Source organism: Robertmurraya dakarensis, from assembly GCF_900156875.1.
Classification (GTDB): domain Bacteria; phylum Bacillota; class Bacilli; order Bacillales; family Cytobacillaceae; genus Robertmurraya; species Robertmurraya dakarensis.
On sequence record NZ_LT707409.1, the window covers coordinates 1,949,267 to 1,968,968 of the forward strand.

A 19,702-nucleotide genomic window follows, 5' to 3' on the forward strand; every position below is an offset into this window, starting at 1 on the left:
TTACACCTGCCTTCCACTAAAAAAGATCAATTTAACATCATTAATTTTCGTTGTTTTTAAGGAATTCATTAAACTAGACAACTCGGACAATTCCAATTCTCTTTCAAAAAATAGAAAGATCTCATCATACTGCTGCTCAGAAATATTATATAAATAATTTTGGACGTTTGGGTCTTCTGGACTTTGAAAAGCAAAGCGGTTCCTAACTCCATACCCTTCCTTATTAAAGTCATAGATCGGACTTCTTGTTGTCGAATGGTAAAAGACATTATCCCCCATGAAAGAAGCTATTTTCATTGGGAGATACATAAATTCTCCCGTTCCAAGGCAGAGCGTTCTGTCACCGGTACGCAGTTTTGAAAGTTCCATTCCCACTCTTTTCATCCATTCTACCGCTTGCTCGTGTTCCAATGAGGTGATTCCAAAACGTCCTGTTTCTAAAATATAAGGGGTACCGTCCTCACTCTTATTAGCAAACTCATAAGATTGTTGATTACTGTGTAAATGATTTTCGAGAATATGAACCTCTACCTTCGGAGATACCTCTACATCGCTAAACTCAAATTCTTGCAACTTTTCCCTACGATTAAGCTCTCCCGATGTCGTTACAGTTCCTTTTATTAAGCTCACAGTTGAAATCGTAATGCCAAGTTCTTTTTCCATCTCTTCGAAGCTTTTTTCATCTTCTTTTGAACGCCAATCTAATATCGATACAACACTGTACTCTTGTCTTGGAAATTTACTATGTAAAGACCGAATAATGTTAAGGGCCGTTTTTCCTGTCGTTATCTCATCGTCAACAAGAATAATTTCTCGATCATTATCTAATAACCCTTCGTCGATATAAGCTCGATGTGAAGTTGCATGAGAATGCTCCTCTTCAAAAGTAATAACCGGGTCAACATCTCGCAGCATTTCTCTCGTTGAATGAAAATAATCCGCATTGGAAAAAGCCTCAAAGAAAGCATGACCAAGAGCGGTCGCTGTTTCAGCAAAACCAATAATAATAGGATGATAGTTATCATGAACAATCGGATTAAATTCAACAACTGGGGAAGTACTAATCAATTGTTCTAGTAAATCGTATTGTTCGCTTATCGTTTCTCTTTTAACTTTTTCCATATACCTGCCCGCCAGCAGATAACCAGTCAATATCCCTTTCTCTGGACGAATCGGTATATGCTTTCCCAGCACCTTACTAACAAATAAGAAGGATCTTTTCTTATTGATTCTAGCGGCCATGTCAAATAGATGGTCTAAGGGAATGTTATAAGGATTTTCCTGTATCTCTAATTCAATATATAAATCATCTAATATATTATACGTAGCTTTCTTGTTTGAGTAAGTCAATGTACGTATAGTCACTTCGAAGCACCCCAAATGTTTTAGATTTTAACATGATTTTATTAGCCCAATAGAGATGAGGCTTAACCTCATTCATTTTATTAGAAAACTGGCTTTTCATAACACCTACTTTTCCGTTATTTTCCGAGAGTATGCTAACCGCGTCCATATACTCTTCAAAGGAGACAACATTAAGTGCTTGTACTGGTCTAATATGTGTTGGATGGATAATCGTCTTTCCTACAATTCCGTTGCTGATGTCCATGAGAATTTCTCTAATAAACCCATCTAAATGACTGCCAATTAACTCCTGCCGCCATTTAATTCCCTCATTTCCAAACTTCTCACGAAATGGTGTTTGGCGGATTTGCGGCTTCAACACTCGGTCTGTTGGTGAAAAATACTCCCAAACAGGGCCTGAAACAACATATGGGCTATCCAGTCGAACAAACATATTGATGATATCCGAAATACAATCTCGTATGACAGAGACATCGTAAACCGGGGTATCCGAGTTTCTGCGAATCCCGAATAATCCTGAGAAATCTGTTGCACCGATGCGCACATTCAAAATTAAATCTTTATAAGCATCCAATACATTTTTAATATCCACCAGAGCCTTTGTTCTCGTTTCCTTGTAGATAACCTCTCTTGTTTCTAATATAGGCATAGCATAAAGAGGAGAATGCTTGGACTGAATTTTCGATAGTTCAGACAAAATATTTTCTCCATCCGATGCTTTGAATTTTGGAATAACAATACCGGTAATAACGTCTAAACTCGCTTGTAATGATTCTATCAATCTTACAAGTTGACCGTGGTCTCTGATTCTAATAAAAATGAGAGGGAGGTCTTCTAAATGTATGTATCCTTTATGTAAATCATGATGGAGGCTTATGAGTTCCGAGACAAGATGCTGTTCCGCCCCATCAACCTCTTCATCCCCGATCGCATCCTCAAGACAAATCACTAATGAAGTTAGTCCGCCATGTTTTTTGGAAATAAGGTCCTGGTAGATATTTTTTCTTGTCGCCGGCATATACAGCGTCGCCCCAAGACCATAGGCTAATAGATCCCGTTCAGAAAATTTATTAAATGATTCTGGTCTTTTAAAAAAATATTGCTCTAAATCGCTTTCATACAGATCGGAAAAAAATTTCATATCTTGATCTCCTTATTTCTAAATAAAAAAGAAAGGGATCGGACTAATGTCTGCTCCCTTTTATTCCCCTTGTTATTCATATATCTATGCTGTTAACTTTCAGCTTGAGATGCTTTCTTCTTATTTCTAAAGTGAACGATGAATGTTGCGCCAAATGCTACTAACAGTAATACGAAGAAATAACTGTGTGGAATATGAATATGGAATACTCCTAAGAACATTTTAACAGCAATCATCATAATTAACACATACGCCGTTGTTTCAATTTCAGGCACACGATCGATGAGTTTTAAGAATATACCAGCCACTCCCCGCATCATCAACACGCCGAGAATACCACCAAGCAGCAGGATCCAGACTTCTTGACTGATCCCGAATGCAGCGAGAACACTGTCGATCGAAAAAGCAATATCCATAATTTCAACAGCAACAACCGTCCCCCAGAAGTTCCCAAACAACCGAATAAGAAGGCCTGTTTTTTGCAGTGCTTTTTCTGCATCTTCATTATCTTCTTCCTCCGAAGCTTTACGCTTATCAAGGAAGTATTTAAGTGAGAGCCATGCTAGGTAACCTGCCCCTAAAACCTTTACCCACCAAAATTCAATTAAGTACACCCCTACTCCAATCGCAATAAAGCGGAATATGTAGGCACCTAATAGTCCGTAGAACAGTGCTTTTCGGCGTTGTTTCTCCGGCAAATGCTTAACCATTACAGCTAAAACAAGAGCATTGTCCGCTGACAATAACCCTTCCATGATGACGAGGGTTCCAATTAGTCCCCAGCTCACAGGATCTGATAATACTTCTGCCCACATTTGCCAATCAAAGAACATGGCATAAGTATTTAAAATTCCTTGCAATATTTCCATTCTAGAAGTTCCTCCCAAGATCGTATATGAAGTTTTCAGTTAAAAGACTCGGCATTGCCGAGTCTTTTAACCATTGAGTTGATTGATTACCCAACCTGTAAACCAAAATCAGTTGCTAATGCACCTAGACCGCCTTGGTAGCCGCTGCCAATTGCGCTAAATTTCCACTCACCATTATGACGGTATAATTCACCTACAACAAGCGCAGTTTCGATAGAGAAATCTTCACCTAAATCATAACGTATTAATTCTTCATTATTGTCTGCATTTAGCACTCTTGCATACGCATTTGATACTTGCCCAAAGTTTTGGCTTCGAGCTTCCGCATCATGAATCGTGATTGTAAAGGTAATGCGCTGAACATTAGCTGGGACATTTGCAAGATTTATTTCAACCTGCTCATCATCACCGTCTCCCTCACCCGTACGATTATCTCCTGTATGTACAACTGATCCATTTCCACCTGTTGTATTGTTATAGAAAATAAAATCACTTTCAGATGTAACTTTTCCATTGTCTCCTAATAGGAAAACAGATGAGTCTAAATCAAAATCGTGCCCGCCATCATATTTATTTGTATCCCATCCTAATCCGACGACTATTTTTGTCATTCCTGGATTTGTTTTTGTTAGATCTACTTTTTGTCCTTTAGATAAACTAATTGCCATGTTTATACCTCCACTGAGTTAATTTGTTTCATAGTATCTCTACGAATTAAAAATTGAAAAAGTTTCAAAACCACAACCATATTTTTTCATAAAGCTAACAAAATTTCAAATAAACTGTCTTAACTCATCCATTTAGGAGGAGTATTTTTATCCCAGTAGATAGAACCTAAGTGATGATGTTCTTGAAAATCATCATGGTAGGTATGGTAATGAAAGTTAAACCAATAACCAGATTGCGGCGGATGATCTTTCCTAACATGGAATTTGATGATATCTTCATTTTTCCCATTATCGGCAATATTAAAGATCCTTTCTGAATGTCCGCCCGCGGGGAATTCCGAAATCACCAGCTGTCTTAATTCTTCTTCTTCATATTGTGAAGCAACCTCTTCAATAGCTTTTTCAATTTTTGGTAGAATAACTTCTCGGAATTCATCTTCAATAACCGGCTTTATTCTATCACCAAACTTCGCATAGGTTTGTGCCTCCGCATCACTTAGCAGCTGTTGAATGAACTTTTGTTTATCCGGCAATTCTTGTTCTTCGTAATAATGTTCAGATGAAACATTATGTTCCTGGCGATTTGATTCTAATAGATCTCTTTTTGGTGACTTTTCCGCTTGAACCTCATCATATAAGAATGATTGTGGAGGGGTAACAAGTCCAAATGTTAAAACCGTTACCAATACGACCAGCGATTTCCTTACCCATCTAGGCATTTTAAGAACCCCTTCCGCTTCATATTTTACAAGAATATCTTACTTTCCCTTAACTTTTCCAGTGCAATAAGTAGTGTTTCTTCAGGCTGAACTAGAGCAACCCTTACAAACCCTTCTCCCCACTTACCAAAAGCATTTCCAGGTGTCACAACAACCCCTGCTGTATCTAGCAGCTCTAGTGCAAATTGTTTTGATGTATAATGTGAAGGTACCTCAGCCCACATAAACATGGAAGCTTTAGGCGAATCCACCTGCCAGCCGATATTATTAAAACCATCTACAAGAGTGTCTCTGCGTTTTCTGTAAATACTCCGGCTTTTCTCAAGAAAGTCGGACTGATCTCGAAGTGCATGAACAGCAGCCAATTGAATTGGCAAAAAAACACCATAGTCAAGATTAGACTTCAGATTCCCTAGCAACGCAATTATTTCTTCATTACCTGCGGCATAAGCAACACGGCACCCTGCCATATTAAAGCTTTTTGACAAGGAATTCATCTCAATTCCAACTTCCTTAGCTCCCTCGACAGATAAAAAGCTAAGAGGCTTTTCTTCGTAATAAAGCTCACAATAAGCAAAGTCGTGAAGGATGACAATATTATGTTTTTTTGCAAAAGTAATGGCTTCCTCAAAAAACCCCTTCGTTGCCATCCCCGGAATTGGATTTCCAGGAAAGTTAAGTATCATCAGCTTCGCCTTCTCGCAAATGTTTTCTGGAATTTCATTAAAGACTGGCAAATATTGATTTTCTTTTTTCAATGGCATGGAATACATTTCGGCCCCAGCAAGTGCTGCACCCGCTGCATAAGCGGTGTAACCCGGATCAGGCACGAGGATCACATCACCTGGATCACAAATAACCATTGGCAAATGTACCAATCCATCTTGAGACCCCATCAATGATAAAATTTCTTTGTCACGATCTAAGTGAACAGAGTGATTTTTTTGATAATATTCCTGAACGCCTTCATGAAATTCTTTTATGCCCTTCAATGCGTACCCATACATATTTGGGTTCGTAACTGACTTTGATAAAGCATCGATAATAAACTGCGGCGGTGGAAGGTCAGGGCTCCCCACACTCAAGTCAATAATATCCATTCCCTCAGAGATTTTTTTATTTTTATAGTCTGCCATTTCAGAAAATATGTTTTGTTGAAAGTTCTGCATACGTACTGCCTTCTGTATCTTCATTCTGCAATTCCCCCACATGTAAACTAGTAATCTATAAAATTATTATAACCTTTTCTACGTTTGATGAGAAAAAAGGGTTCATATTTTTCAAGAAGTTCATAAAATTTTTTAAGGCTTATATATTTGGGTAAGAGGAACTTTCGATTTGAGAATAAGTCATACGATTAAGGGAGGAGTAACATATGTCTACCGTTGCAATGCTCACTAGTTTACTGCTATTAGCTTATTTTGTGTATTTAACGATTGTAGATTAATTTTTCTAAAAGAAGAAAAGAGAGTGCTTTCCGATTAGGATATGCACTCTCAATAATTATTTTTCAATTATACCAAAATGAAACTTCGCCGTCTTTCTGCGCTGAACTTGAAAACCGAACTTTTCAAAGCGTCTGCTCCGGAAATGATCCTTAAGAACAATTCTATCTGTCGCAATCCGTAAGGCGTGGCCGATCAGTTCATCGGTGATATCTTCATATAGTGCAAAACGGCTTAAACCGATAATTCCATCTGATTCGAGAATGCGTTCCTCAAACATCGGGTCAAAGTACACGCAATCAAAAGAATTATCTTCAAGTTCTTTCATATAATCGAGAGACCTTTTTGGAATGACCTGAATTCTTCTCATAGCTTCATTCATTTCGCTTATACCAGAGTCCCAGTTTAAAAGCCCTTCTCGAACGATATAGCTTAAATATTGACTTCCTTCAATACCTACAATTTTCCCTGCTTCACCCGCAACACAGCTCGCAACAATACTATCAGATGCCAGCCCTAACGTACAGTCTAACAGTGTCTTTCCTTCTACCATTCCTGTCGCATCAACGAATGGATCATGATCACCATCCATCAGCCTCTTTATACGAAACATACTAGAGTTAGGATGGAAGAAAAATGGCTGTTTCTCGCCCAGAGGGTAAAGTTCAATCCTTTCCTTCCCTACGACTAAACAATCATCTTCTTGAATCTCCTGCATGCTTATAATAGACCGTTTCTTCCTGTCAATATAGCTGACATTCAAGCTGAGGGCAATTCCTTTAGCTTTATGTATCATTTCATCATCTGTACGCCCTGCTGTTGTAACAAACATATTCCCACCTGAATTCGTTTAATCTAAAAGAAAAGGATGTCGTGGCGACATCCTTACTTTTTAGCAATGGTTTTCAAATGCTGTTAAAAGGTTCTCCATAATCATTTCCATTGGATGTCCTTCAATTTCATGTCTAGGAATAAAATGAACAACTTCTTTTCCTTTTAGGAGAGCCATTGAAGGTGAAGAAGGTTCATATCCCACAAAATATTCACGCATTTTTGCAGTTGCGTCTTTTTCTTGTCCTGCAAAAACCGTTACAAGTTGGTCTGGTTTCTTTTCTGCATTCATAACAGCCTGCGTAGCTGCCGGACGTGCAAGACCAGCTGCACAACCACATACGGAATTAATAACAACCAGCGTCGTTCCAGTTGCATTTTCCATAAATTTCTCTACTTCCTCAGGTGTGAGCAATTCATTAAAGCCAGCTTGAACAAGCTCTTCACGCATAGGCTTTACCATTTGTCTCATGTATTCTTCATATGCCATCGACATGAATGTTGACCTCCTTAACAATTGTTTCCAAGATTAGAATACTATAATACGTGCCGCGTTTGCAATTAAGTCATCCGCTATTTATTTTATTCAGCATCATTATTTTTTCGAACTTCGGTCATTTGTTTCCATACGGAGCCTTTTGCTTCTTCACCATGCTGTATTCTTTCCATCGCAAGCTTAATTTGCATGCTCACTTCAAATTCGGGATCATTTTCAGCTTCTTTTAAAGCTGGTAAGGCTTCTTCATCTCCTACTTCGTATAAAAACATTGCAGCCCTCCAGCGAACTAACTTGCTTTTATCCTTTAACGCCTTCATCATTTCTCCCTGCGCTTCTTCAAAGCCTAAATCCGATAAACAGTCTCCAGCTGTTCTTCTGACCGTAACCGTTTTATCATTTAGTGCTTTATATAAATAAGGAAGTACTTGCTTATCCTCGATCATTCCCAAGTATACGGTAGCCAGTCTTCTAATCGAAGCTTTCTCATCCGCAAGCGCCTTGTCTAATACAGGTAAATCACTTACGGTTGGTTCATCCATTTGTTCTATCAGCTGGTAGCGTTTTTGCCAATCCGGATTATTTAAATCTTCAAGTGTTACTTTTATTTTAGCTCTAGGCTGTCTTTGTATCACCGGGTCTGAGCTTTTCGCCTGCTCAACTAAGGTTTTTATTCTTTCTTCCGGATAGGCAGCGATTAATTCCTCTACTACCTCTTTACCTACAGCATCAAAATCTCCGTAACGGACACCATGATCTTTCCATTTTCTCTGCAAAATATAATTGCCTTGATCGTCTTGAACTTCAGCAATTTTTTTCGTATAAGCTTCTGGCATCCCAAATCTGCGTTCTTCCGTACCATCTGTCAGCTTTACTTGAAGGGGAATCCCTTTGAACATTTGTACCTGAACGTTGATCTCACCAAAGTGATCATTGACCTTTGCAGATGATGAATCTTCTTCGTTCCCTTCCTCACCGAATGCTTTTCTTACTTTTGGGAGCAGTTCTTTCCAATCAAATTTAGCATTTCTTTCAACAGCAAGAAAATCCGCCACATGGTAAACTCCCTTAATGCCTTCTATAGCTAAAATTTCCTGAACTACAGGCGGAGCACCCTCACTTGTTTCCTTTTTATAATTATTGCTCTTCCCCATCGGAAGCTCTTCATCTAATATTATCTTCATTGTATTCGGACTTGGCGTCGGCTCAATCGCTTTAATCTTCAAGTTCTCACCCTCTTTAAACATATATGGACCATTCTAACATCAACAAGGTACCAGGTACCAACAAAAGACACAGTCCGTTTGAGGCGGACAGTGCTTTGATGTTATTATAATCTAAATAAGGCTTAGCAATATGCTAAGCCTCGGCTAATTCGGATAGATAACTCCATCTTTCAATTAGGTATTCCAGCTTTTCATTTAATGTATTTTCTTCATTCATTAATGCTTGTGCTTTTTCAAAGTCGCTGCCCGTTTTGGTAATCTCATCAGATATTTCTTGCAGGCGCTCTTCTACACTTGCAATATCATCATCAATTTTTTCCCATTCTAGCTTTTCTTTATAGGTCATCTTTTTCTTTTTCGGTTTTTCTTGTTCTTGAACTTTCGGAATTTCACCTGCAGGCTTTTCTGCTGGTTCGATCCCCTTCTCTTTATCACTTTCCAAAAACTCGGTGTAGTTTCCATAGAAAGAATCAATGACACCCTCTCCACGTAACACAAGAAGCTGCTGTGCAACTTTATCTAAGAAATAACGATCATGGGATACGGTAATTACCACACCAGGAAAGTCATCCAAATAATCTTCTAGAACAGTTAATGTTTGTGTGTCTAAATCATTTGTCGGTTCATCCAAGAGAAGTACATTAGGCTCAGACATTAAGATTTTCAAAAGGTACAATCTACGCTTTTCTCCACCCGAAAGCTTTCGAATCGGAGTCCCATGAGTGTACGTTGGAAAAAGGAATCTTTCCAGCATTTGGGCAGCGGAAATCGTCTTTCCATCCGATGTTTGGACAACCTGAGCTGTCTCTTTCAAATATTCGATCATCCGTTTATTCTCATCCAAATCCTCATTTTCCTGTGTATAGTAGGCTACTTTCACCGTTTGTCCAACGATAATTTCTCCAGAATCCAACGGAATTTTCCCAGCAAGAATATTTAACATCGTCGATTTACCCGTTCCATTTCGTCCGACTATCCCTAAACGATCCCCAGGTTTTACCAGTAAATCAAAATGGTTCATGATCACTTGTGATCCGTATGCTTTGCTTGCATCCTTCACCTCAAAAACTTGCTTCCCCAGCCTGCTTCCGCTTAGTGACATATCCAGCTTGTCAGACGATTTAACCGAAGAAATCTGCTCATCCAGTGTTTCAAACCGCCCGATCCTTGCTTTTTGTTTAGTGGATCGCGCTTTGGCACCTCTTCGAATCCATTCCAGCTCACGTCGAAATAAGTTCTTCTTCTTCTCTAAAGTCGCAGCTTCATTTTCTTCTCTAACTGCCTTTGCCTCTAAAAACGCAGCATAGTTACCTTTATAGCTATAAAGATTACCGCCTTCCAGTTCAAACATGCGGTTTGTAACACGATCTAAGAAGTAGCGATCATGTGTCACGAGTAAAAGGGCTCCACTATAACGCGAAAGGTATTCCTCCAGCCATTTTACTGATTCATAATCCAAGTGGTTTGTCGGTTCATCTAAAATCAGTAAATCCGCTTCTTGTATAAGTACCTGTGCAAGAGCAACCCGCTTTTTCTGACCACCAGAAAGCTCCGATATCTTCTTATCATAAGCTTCAATCCCCAGCTTCGTTAAAATCGTCTTTGCATTTGTGCTCACGTCCCAGCCATCAATCGCATCCATCTTCCGTTGATATTCGTATAGATTCTCCTGAAGGCTTGAATCATTTGGTTTCGACTCTAATAACATCAGTGTCTGTTCATAGTCCCTTAAAAGTTTGAGAATCGGTGCATCCCCTTCAAAAACTTGCTCCAGAACAGTTAAATCATCCTTCAATAAAGGATCCTGTGCTGAATAAGCAATCTTATAATCCTTTGCTTTTACAATTTCCCCTTCATCGGGCAAATCAACGCCAGCGACAATTTTAAGCAGAGACGATTTTCCTGTCCCGTTAACACCAATTAAACCGACACGTTCTTTTTCAGAAATCGTGAAAGAGATATCGTTAAACAGCTGTTTTTCTCCATATGTTTTTGACACATTTTCAATCGAGATCATCTTCATACTTACCATTCCAGTCATTGTAAAATTCGTTCAAAAATAGCTCCATAAAGGCATGGCGTTTATCAGCTAATTTTTTTGCACTCTCTGTATTTAAGCGGTCCTTCAACTTTAACAACTTTTCATAAAAATGATGAATCGAGGAAGATTTTCCTTTACGGTACTCTTCGATAGTCATATTTTCTCTAACCGTTAAAGAAGGGTCGTACAACGCTTGTCCTTTATGTCCTCCATAGGCAAATGTTCTCGCTATTCCAATCGCGCCGATAGCATCAAGCCGGTCAGCATCCTGAACAATCTCAGCCTCAACCGTTGGCAGCTCCTTAATTCCAGCGCTAAACGAGATACAATAAACAATTTCTTTGATCCGCTGCTTTTCTGTTGTATCAATCGCTAAAGCTTGAAGAAAGACTTCAAGCTTTCCCTCTCCAGCTTCTTTAGAGACATTTATTTTTTCATCAGGAATATCATGCAGCAATGCTGCCATTTCAACCAAGAACGGGCTGCCTTTTCCTTCTTTTTCAGCGATATAAAGAGCCGCCTTACGAACTCTATCAATATGATACCAGTCATGACCGGTTGAGTCTTGTCCTAGTACTTCCTGTACAAATTTTTCCGTTGCTTCAATTATATTTGCCTTGTTAATATCCTCCACCTGCTTTCCATCCCTTTTATTTTACCATGAAGTCACATTAATCGCTTCATGGGGTCATATAGGCAAAAAAAAAAGCGCTGTTTTAGCGCTACTTGTACCAGCCAACACCTAATGTGTTTTCTCCAGCGTGAACACCTATTGTTGCTCCCAGTGGATAGCAGCCAAAGGTTATATCCGGAAACAGTTCTGACAATTCACTCTTCCACTTTTCTGCTTCATCAGCATGAAGACCGTAGAGTAGATATACTTCTTTAAAATGATGCTTGTTATAGGACTCTCTTAAATAACTGATAATTTTATCCTTTGCTTTTTTCTCACTGCGAACCTTTTCCTTTATCGATAATACTCCATCGGACAACTGTATGATCGGTTTAATATTGAGCATACTGCCAAGGAACAACTGCAGTCCAGACATCCTCCCGCTGCGATGTAGTTGTTCAAGACTCCCAACAAGCACATAGACCTCATATGAATCTCTCATTCTTTCAATCTTATCTTTTACGTCCTCAATGCTTAAACCGTTTGAAAGCCATTCCATCCCTTTTTTAATTTGCACAGTTATTGGATAAGATAGAATTTTAGAATCAATCGTGATCACAGGAACATCAACTAATTGGGAAGCTTGTTCACTTGAAGACACAGTACCGCTTAACTGGGAAGATATTAATATCGAAATGATGCTTTCATATTTTTCTGCTAATTTTTCATACAAATCTTTAAAGGCTCCAACAGAAGGCTGAGATGTTTTCGGGGGGCTTGACAACGCTTTCAATCGATTGTAGAGCTCATCAGGGGTTAAATCACTATCTAAATACTCTTTTCCATCTAATACAATGGACATCGGCACCGTATAAATATCAGGATGACCCTTTAATTGCTCATCCAAAAAAGCAGTGCTGTCTGTCACCCAAGCCACCTTCCTCATATTTAACTTCCTCCTTAAATAAGACCTGATCATAATAACAGATATTAAATAAATCATACTTTTATTCCTATAATAGTTCTAAGGTTCTAGGCAAAATTCCTTCTAAGGATTTTATTTATCTTTTCTAAAGAGCGGATCATGTAGTCTACCATCTCAACCACATCATCCATTTGATCTTCAAATATAAGTCGATTAAAATCAATCACGATTTCTTTTCGTATCATATCAGCATCCTGAAAAGGATCAACCTTCATAATATGCTTTATGTTTCGTCCATTTCCCCAAATTGTCTTAAGCTCATTATCTATTTCCTCATGAAGTAACCTATTATTCAGATGTGTCATCACAAAGGTTATAAAAATTGCTGTACCTGCTAAACGCTCTGATAAAGAAGCTGGCAGGAGTTCAGCAGCTAAATTTTCTAAAGCAGCTTCCATCGAAAACTCGCATTTTACAGCTTCATCATTTGATAATGAGAATGTCACATCATAGCTTCTAGATAACTTTGCCATGTTCATTATGTCATTTCTATCAACTATTGTAATTTCCCCTTCTAAATCACAGTCATATAAAGCGCCTTCTATCACTACCTTCATATTTTCAAATGCTGTTGGGTCAAACACATGATCACCTCATTATATGGATAATATCGATAAAAAATGAACGGTAAAGGAAATTCCCTCTACCGTTCCAAGCATCAAAATAAACCAATTGCATTTCCTTCATCATCTACGTCCATCTTCAATGCAGCAGGGACTTTAGGCAGTCCTGGCATCGTCATCACATCGCCTGTTAAAGCAACGATGAAACCAGCTCCGATGGAAGGCTTTAGTTCCCGAACAGTTACAGTAAATTCTTCTGGTCTTCCAAGCTTTGCAGGATCATCTGATAGTGAATACTGGGTTTTCGCCATACAAACAGGGAGACTTCCCCATCCGAATTCACTAAACTGCTCAAGTTGTTTTCTAGCTTTTGACGAAAACTCCACATCTCTTCCACCATACACTTTTTGCACAATCTTGCGGATTTTGTTATCAATCGAGTCAGAGAGTTCATATAAAGGAGTGAAATTAGCTTCATTTTTTTCAATAACACTTATAACTCTTTCTGCTAGCGCTAATCCACCTTCCCCGCCTTTTTCCCATACTTCTGTCAGTTCAACGGGGAGATTGTGTTCTCTGCATAAATCTAATAATGTTTTAATTTCTTGATCACTATCTGTAATGAATTTATTAATAGCTATCACAAATGGCAAGCCAAAACTTTGAACCGTTTCGGTATGCTTCTTTAAGTTCATAAAACCATTTTCAAGTGCAGCAATATTCTCGTCACGAAGGTCAGGTTTCGAAACCCCTCCATGCATTTTTAATGCCCGGATGGTTGCCACAATTACAACAGCTTCTGGTTTAAAATCAGCATTCCTTGCTTTAATATTTAAAAACTTTTCTGCGCCAAGATCTGCTCCGAATCCCGCTTCTGTAATAACATAATCCGCGAGCCTTGAAGCAGCAACTGTCGCAATTACACTATTGCAGCCATGAGCAATATTCGCAAATGGTCCACCATGCACCAGCGCCGGCGTATGTTCAATCGTTTGAACGAGGTTCGGTTTTATTGCATCTTTTAAAAGCAGCGTCAGCGCTCCCTCTACGCCCAAATCTCCTACAGTAATCGGTTTATTATTCCTATTATAAGCAACGACCATTCGAGCTAATCTATTTTTTAAATCTTTTATATCAGAAGATAGACAAAGTACAGCCATGATTTCAGAAGCTACTGTTATATCAAAGCCATCTTCACGGGGAACACCTTGCGTAGGACCTCCCAAACCCACCACTACTTTTCTTAAAGCTCGATCATTTAAGTCGACTGCTCGTTTCCAAACAATTCGCCTTTGATCAATGCCAAGTTGATTCCCTTGTTGCATATGATTATCAATTAGGGCTGCTAAAGCATTATTGGCCGTTGTGATTGCATGGAAATCCCCTGTAAAATGCAGATTAATATCTTCCATCGGCAGAACCTGTGCATATCCGCCGCCAGTCGCTCCGCCTTTTATTCCCATCGTCGGACCTAAAGATGGTTCACGTAAGGCAATCATCACCTTCTTATTCAATCGCTGAAAAGCATCCCCTAACCCCACCGTAACAGTTGACTTCCCTTCTCCTGCAGGCGTTGGATTAATCGATGTTACTAAAATCACTTTCCCACTTGTATTATTTTGAATTTTATTTAATGTGTCATATGTAAGTTTAGCTTTGTATTTACCATAAAGCTCGATATCATCTTCCGTTAGACCAAGATACTTTGCTACTTCTAAAATGGGTTTCATTTCTGCTTTTTGAGCAATTTCAATATCAGATTTCACATTGTGATTTACACTCATTACGTAACCCCCATTATCATTACTTTCGTCCTTTTTATTGTATCATTCAATTAGCTGAATAATTGTGATATTTTTTCAAAAGGATTGATACATGATTTAAAGCTATATATAATAAGAAATAATTGACAGTGGGAACAAGGGGGAGATGATCAATTGCCTATTAAAATACCAAAACGGTTACCAGCAAGAGAGATTTTAGAAGAAGAAAATATCTTTATTATGGATGAAGACAGGGCAAAGACTCAGGATATTCGACCGCTGAATATAATAATATTGAACTTAATGCCTGAGAAGGAGAAAACCGAAGCACAACTATTACGTGTGCTGGGTAATACTCCCTTACAAGTAAACATCTCATTTTTGCAAACGGCAACTTACCAATCTAGGAATACAAGCCAGCTCCATCTCGATCAATTCTATACCACCTTCTCGGATATTAGAAACCGAAAATATGATGGAATGATTATCACTGGTGCGCCTGTAGAATTGATGTCATTTGAAGATGTCGATTACTGGGAAGAGCTTAAAGAAATCATGGATTGGTCTGCTAGCAACGTAACCTCCACTCTTCATATTTGCTGGGGAGCGCAGGCTGCATTATATCATCACTTTGGAATAGGAAAATTTGAACTTCCTAAGAAATGTTCAGGCATTTTTTCTCATGTTGTCAGCGATCGTTCCGAAAAGCTGTTAACTGGATTTGATGATATTTATTTGGCACCGCATTCACGCTATACAGATGTTGAAAAGGCTCAAGTGGAAAATCATCCAGATGTTAAGCTTTTATCCTATTCAGAAGAAGCAGGGCCATTTATCATGAGTGCCAACAATGGCAGACAAATTATGATAACAGGCCACCTGGAATATGATGCGACTACATTAAGCGAAGAATACAAGCGCGATCGAGAAAAAGGTCTTGATGCTCATCTTCCACTGTATTATTTTCCTGATAATAACCCAAACAAACAGCCGTTAAACCGCTGGCGTTCACACGCACACCTGCTTTTCTCTAATTGGTTGAATTATTATGTTTACCAGCAGACACCATTCGAATGGCAATAAATGAAGGCGAAAGGTCGAATCTAATGAAGTAAAAAAGCATCCTCAAGGATGCTTTTTTGTTTACAGTAAAGAAAGTTGTGGAAAACTAGTAGAAAATTACATAAAAGCAAGAAGGAAGTGTTTACATGAACGAAGAAAAACTAGTCGCAGTACAGCGTAATTATTTCGGTGATATCATTAGTTTTCAAACATCTGAAGGAAGAATCATCTCCTACCGTAAAGCACTGCAGGAGGTAGAGCAGGGGAATATCGTCGGGGTTGAAATCATTGAGCAGCAGGATGGTCATCTTTCTTTAGAAACACAATCCGCAGATGGATTTGATCAGTATCCAACGATTTATTAAGCTATATATTGAAAAATCAGATGCTGTTACATTTACACAATCCGGCTGGGCAGGTAAAAACCTGTCCACATTACATTAACGGGGGCCAAACTGCCATCTTATCCAGCAGGCAGGTCTGTCATGTATGAGTACAATGGGCTCCTACTTACAATCTTGTTCTTCATTCTTCATTTGAATCATTCTTAATGCTTCTATCCGCGATTTATCCTCTTCAAAAAATTCTACTAAATCTCCAATCCTATCAATGGCATTCCAACTTAGATGATGTTCTATGCCTTCCACATCGTTATAAATATTTTCTTCAAGCACACCAATCGTTCTCAGGAGCTGCTCTAGCAGTTCGTGACGATAAACTAACCGCTTCCCTACCTTTTTACCCTTAGGTGTTAATACCAAGCCCCGGTACTTTTCATAGACTAGATATTCGTCTTTATCCAGTTTTTGCACCATCTTCGTTACAGATGAGGGATGGACAGACAAGGCCTCAGCAATATCTGAAACGCGTGCATAGCCTTTCTCTTCAATTAGGATATAAATTTGTTCAATATAATCTTCCATACTTGGTGTTGGCATCCCGCACCCTCCATTATGTCAACAGTCATATTAAAAGTTTACTATATAAAGGTTATTGAAACAAGAAGATCAGCCGTTATCTGCTGATACAAACAAGAACTTCACTTTTTGGTCTTTTTCCTCCCAGGCGAGCTTTGCATCAAATGTTTTAGCCTTTCCTTGAAAACCTTGAATCAGTTCTGTTGTTCCTTCAGCTAATAGATGTTTGATCTGTTTCTGTGTAATGGATTTTCCTAGTATCTTTTTAGATATCGTGAATGAACAATTATTACTTTGATATTTAGAGCACCCATAAAAATTCCCCTTATCGACCACATCTCCATTACACAGTTTGCAGGATCCAAGTTTCACTGTTCTTCTAGATTTAGTTTGCTTTCCTGGCTGGAAACCTTCTTGGTCCTCTGGCGCAAAAGTCCACTTGTCCGCCTCTTGAACAGCTGACGAAATAATATGAGTAACCATTTTCTCTGTGAGCTCCATAAAATGTTTTGGAGATGCTTCACCTTCTGTTATCTCTTTGAGACGCTGCTCCCATTTCGCTGTCATTTCAGGAGAGGCCAAAATTTCTTCCCCAATCGCCTGTACTAAAATTTTTGCTTTTGCTGTTGCGTACACGAGGTTTTTCGTGATTTGAATATACTTGCGGTCTTTAAGCATCGTAATGATCCCGGCTCTTGTCGCCTCAGTTCCTAAACCTTCCGTTTTCATTAGTACTTTCTCAAGCTCTTTATCCTCAATATGCTTGCCGGCACTTTTCATTAATGTAATCAGCTGGCCCTCTGTATACCTTTTGGGTGGCTGTGTCTTGCTCTCCTTTACATCAACTTTTGCTACATGGCCTTTATCGCCTTTTGTTAACACAGGCAGCAATGGTTCCTTCGTTTTTTCCTGCTGCGGAATGACTTTCCTCCAGCCCTCTTCAAGCTGAACCTTTCCTTTTGTTTCGAACATGGCACGACCATCCACCAATGTCTTCACTGTTGTGTATTCTGTTACCGATTTCCCATAGTGCGCAGCAATTAAACTTCTTACAATAAGATCATACAATTTCTGTTCATCGCTGCTTAGTCTTGCGATATTGGGAACTTGCTCAGTTGGAATAATCGCGTAGTGGTCAGTTACCTTCTGGTCATTTACAAAGCGTTTATTATTGCTTATTGATGGGTGAGGAAGCGGGAAAAGGTTAGAGTAATCTGCAATTTTTTCTATTTTTGCTAAAATTTCTGGAAAAGCTTCGGCCTCTCCAGCAGTTACATGCCTTGAATCGGAACGAGGGTAAGAAACAATCCCTTTTTGATATAATTTTTGTAAAACATCCAGCGTTTTCTTTGGTGGAAATTTGAAACGCCGATTTGCCTCAGCCTGCAGGGAAGACAAATTGTAGAGAAGCGGCGGTAGATAATCCTTTTTTTCTGCCTGCACTTCAGTTATTTCTGCTGGTTTATTTTCACAAAAAGCAGCGATTTTTTCGGCTAATTCTTTTGAGTCAATTCTAGACTCGCCATCTTTCTCCCATTTTCCTTTGTACTTTTTACCATCCATTTGGAAGTTTGCTAGTACCTCCCAAAACGGCTCTGATACAAAGGATTCTATTTCTTTTTCTCTTTTAACAATTAATGCTAAAGTAGGTGTCTGCACCCTGCCGACCGAAAATACATCTGCAAAACCCTTTTTTTGCAGGAGCAGGCTATATAACCTTGAAGCATTCATTCCTACAATCCAATCCGCACAAGCTCTAGTGTAGGCTTCGTAGTAAAGATTTCTCGTATCATTCTCTGATAATAACGACAAAAATCCTTCTTTAATGGATTTAGGTGTTAATGAAGAAATCCATAGTCTTTTCATCGGTTTCCTGCATTGCAAGAGACGAAGGATATTCCGAACGATTAGTTCCCCTTCTCGACCAGCATCTCCCGCATGGATGATTTCAGAAACTTTTGGGTCATTCAACAGATTTTTAATGACATTAAATTGCTTGTATTTATCTTTTGTTACTTCATATTGAAATTGAGATGGAATCATCGGGAGCGTCTCGATAGACCACTTTTTCCAGTTCGATTCATATTTCTCTGGAGCTACTAACTGGCAAATGTGGCCGATCGCCCAAGTGACATAAGCTCCATTAGGGAATATTTCATTTGGGTATATTTCAACATATCCTTGATTCTTCTTTATTTTAAATATCGATGCGAGTGTTAAACCCTGGTCAGGTTTTTCTGCGATAATCAATTTCATGTTTCTGCCCCTTTTACTAGCAAAAATAAGTAGATTTATATTCTAATCTTAATCTACTTCTTACGTAAAGTGTTACTTTATATTTTACACGTTTATGACAAACCTTGCTTAGTAATTAAAAAAAGAAAAAACTCCCTACTGGAAGTTCTTCTTTAATATGGCTGTATCGATTTATTCTTTTGAATATACCATTTGTCTTTAGGAACAATGGATATGACAGATAAAATTAGAGAAGGGACCTTTTCGATATAAAAAACAATGATACCTATACTTTCATGAAAAATGATAAAAGATTCCCCGTGAGAAAAAGACAAAAGCGTCTTATCTAACTGAGCAATTGCTTCTACGATGGCCTGTTTATCATCATCTTCTACTTCTACATGTGTAGAAAACCGCAGTATCCACTCATCCTGATCAATTAAAAATCGAAACATCCTCTCACCTTTTTCTATTTACTTTTTATTACAATACCGGTACTTAATAAATATGAAAATAAATCATGTTCATATTCATTCTTTTTTACTATTGTAAAAAATTTATATAAAGTATATTAATACTATACCATATTTAAAGAAAATTTAGAATATTCCATTTGGTACATAAACTGCTTCGTTCAGTGTCTTGACTGCAATATAACAATCGTGTATATTATAAGCATCATTAAACAGAATATATTTCCGCTTTTTCTATATTTAGCCATATATAGTCAGTTTAATGGTAATATATACTTGGACACAATTAT

Annotated in this window: 19 protein-coding genes; 2 read left to right on the forward strand and 17 right to left on the reverse strand. The window is 38.4% G+C overall.

Annotation, left to right across the window (positions count from 1 at the left end):
- The 14 genes from CZ487_RS18155 to CZ487_RS18220 all read right to left on the reverse strand — a co-directional run bounded on the left by CZ487_RS18155 (position 1) and on the right by CZ487_RS18220 (position 14,746).
- Complete coding sequence (locus CZ487_RS18155) at positions 1-1,365, reverse strand: phosphoribosyltransferase family protein (RefSeq protein WP_237562917.1); 1,365 nt, start codon at positions 1,363-1,365, stop codon at positions 1-3.
- Positions 1,319-2,506 carry an HpcH/HpaI aldolase/citrate lyase family protein gene (locus tag CZ487_RS18160; RefSeq protein ID WP_077213701.1) on the reverse strand — a complete coding sequence of 396 codons (1,188 nt, stop codon included), beginning with the start codon at positions 2,504-2,506 and terminating at the stop codon, positions 1,319-1,321. Before CZ487_RS18160 ends, CZ487_RS18155 begins: the two co-directional genes overlap by 47 nt.
- A 92-nt stretch (positions 2,507-2,598) precedes the next feature.
- Positions 2,599-3,375: a TerC family protein gene (locus CZ487_RS18165; protein ID WP_077213702.1), complete on the reverse strand. Its 777-nt coding sequence runs from the start codon at positions 3,373-3,375 to the stop codon at positions 2,599-2,601.
- A gap of 86 nt (positions 3,376-3,461) precedes the next feature.
- Positions 3,462-4,043 carry a TerD family protein gene (locus tag CZ487_RS18170; RefSeq protein WP_077213704.1) on the reverse strand — a complete coding sequence of 194 codons (582 nt, stop codon included), beginning with the start codon at positions 4,041-4,043 and terminating at the stop codon, positions 3,462-3,464.
- 119 nt (positions 4,044-4,162) lie between these two features.
- Entirely contained in the window at positions 4,163-4,762 is a 600-nt protein-coding gene (locus tag CZ487_RS18175; RefSeq protein ID WP_077213705.1) for a YpjP family protein, read from the reverse strand.
- A gap of 26 nt (positions 4,763-4,788) precedes the next feature.
- Positions 4,789-5,955: an LL-diaminopimelate aminotransferase gene (locus CZ487_RS18180; RefSeq protein WP_077213706.1), complete on the reverse strand. Its 1,167-nt coding sequence runs from the start codon at positions 5,953-5,955 to the stop codon at positions 4,789-4,791.
- Positions 5,956-6,265: 310 nt separating this feature from the next.
- Complete coding sequence (locus CZ487_RS18185) at positions 6,266-7,039, reverse strand: class I SAM-dependent methyltransferase (RefSeq protein WP_077213707.1); 774 nt, start codon at positions 7,037-7,039, stop codon at positions 6,266-6,268.
- A gap of 60 nt (positions 7,040-7,099) precedes the next feature.
- On the reverse strand, positions 7,100-7,534 hold the full coding sequence (locus CZ487_RS18190) for a BrxA/BrxB family bacilliredoxin (protein ID WP_077213708.1): 435 nt from the start codon (positions 7,532-7,534) through the stop codon (positions 7,100-7,102).
- 86 nt (positions 7,535-7,620) lie between these two features.
- A complete protein-coding gene (locus CZ487_RS18195) occupies positions 7,621-8,760 on the reverse strand; it encodes a conserved virulence factor C family protein (protein ID WP_077213709.1) in 1,140 nt (379 codons plus the stop codon).
- Between the two features lie 133 nt (positions 8,761-8,893).
- Complete coding sequence (locus CZ487_RS18200) at positions 8,894-10,783, reverse strand: ABC-F family ATP-binding cassette domain-containing protein (RefSeq protein ID WP_077213710.1); 1,890 nt, start codon at positions 10,781-10,783, stop codon at positions 8,894-8,896.
- On the reverse strand, positions 10,764-11,426 hold the full coding sequence (locus tag CZ487_RS18205) for an HD domain-containing protein (RefSeq protein ID WP_077215382.1): 663 nt from the start codon (positions 11,424-11,426) through the stop codon (positions 10,764-10,766). Before CZ487_RS18205 ends, CZ487_RS18200 begins: the two co-directional genes overlap by 20 nt.
- 97 nt (positions 11,427-11,523) lie before the next feature.
- Entirely contained in the window at positions 11,524-12,360 is an 837-nt protein-coding gene (locus tag CZ487_RS18210) for a DegV family protein (protein WP_077213711.1), read from the reverse strand.
- A gap of 86 nt (positions 12,361-12,446) precedes the next feature.
- Positions 12,447-12,983 (reverse strand): hypothetical protein, encoded by a 537-nt coding sequence (locus tag CZ487_RS18215; protein WP_077213712.1) that lies wholly within the window; start codon positions 12,981-12,983, stop codon positions 12,447-12,449.
- Between the two features lie 74 nt (positions 12,984-13,057).
- Entirely contained in the window at positions 13,058-14,746 is a 1,689-nt protein-coding gene (locus tag CZ487_RS18220; protein ID WP_077213714.1) for a formate--tetrahydrofolate ligase, read from the reverse strand.
- Positions 14,747-14,899: 153 nt separating this feature from the next.
- On the opposite strand from CZ487_RS18220, the gene metA reads away from it, so the two are divergent.
- Positions 14,900-15,808, forward strand: coding sequence for a homoserine O-acetyltransferase MetA (metA, locus tag CZ487_RS18225; protein ID WP_077213715.1), 909 nt, complete (start codon positions 14,900-14,902; stop codon positions 15,806-15,808).
- A 125-nt stretch (positions 15,809-15,933) separates the two neighbouring features.
- Entirely contained in the window at positions 15,934-16,152 is a 219-nt protein-coding gene (locus CZ487_RS18230) for a DUF3892 domain-containing protein (protein WP_077213717.1), read from the forward strand.
- A 141-nt stretch (positions 16,153-16,293) separates the two neighbouring features.
- Here CZ487_RS18230 and mntR read toward each other — a convergent pair whose 3' ends face one another.
- From mntR to CZ487_RS18245, 3 genes are all read right to left on the reverse strand, one after another.
- Positions 16,294-16,725, reverse strand: a complete 432-nt coding sequence (mntR, locus tag CZ487_RS18235; RefSeq protein ID WP_077213718.1) for a transcriptional regulator MntR — start codon at positions 16,723-16,725, stop codon at positions 16,294-16,296.
- A gap of 69 nt (positions 16,726-16,794) precedes the next feature.
- Positions 16,795-18,960, reverse strand: coding sequence for a DNA topoisomerase III (locus CZ487_RS18240; protein WP_077213720.1), 2,166 nt, complete (start codon positions 18,958-18,960; stop codon positions 16,795-16,797).
- 152 nt (positions 18,961-19,112) lie between these two features.
- The gene (locus tag CZ487_RS18245) at positions 19,113-19,394 is read right to left on the reverse strand and encodes a hypothetical protein (RefSeq protein WP_077213721.1); all 282 of its coding nucleotides are present in this window, start codon (positions 19,392-19,394) and stop codon (positions 19,113-19,115) included.
- Positions 19,395-19,702 lie beyond the last annotated feature (308 nt).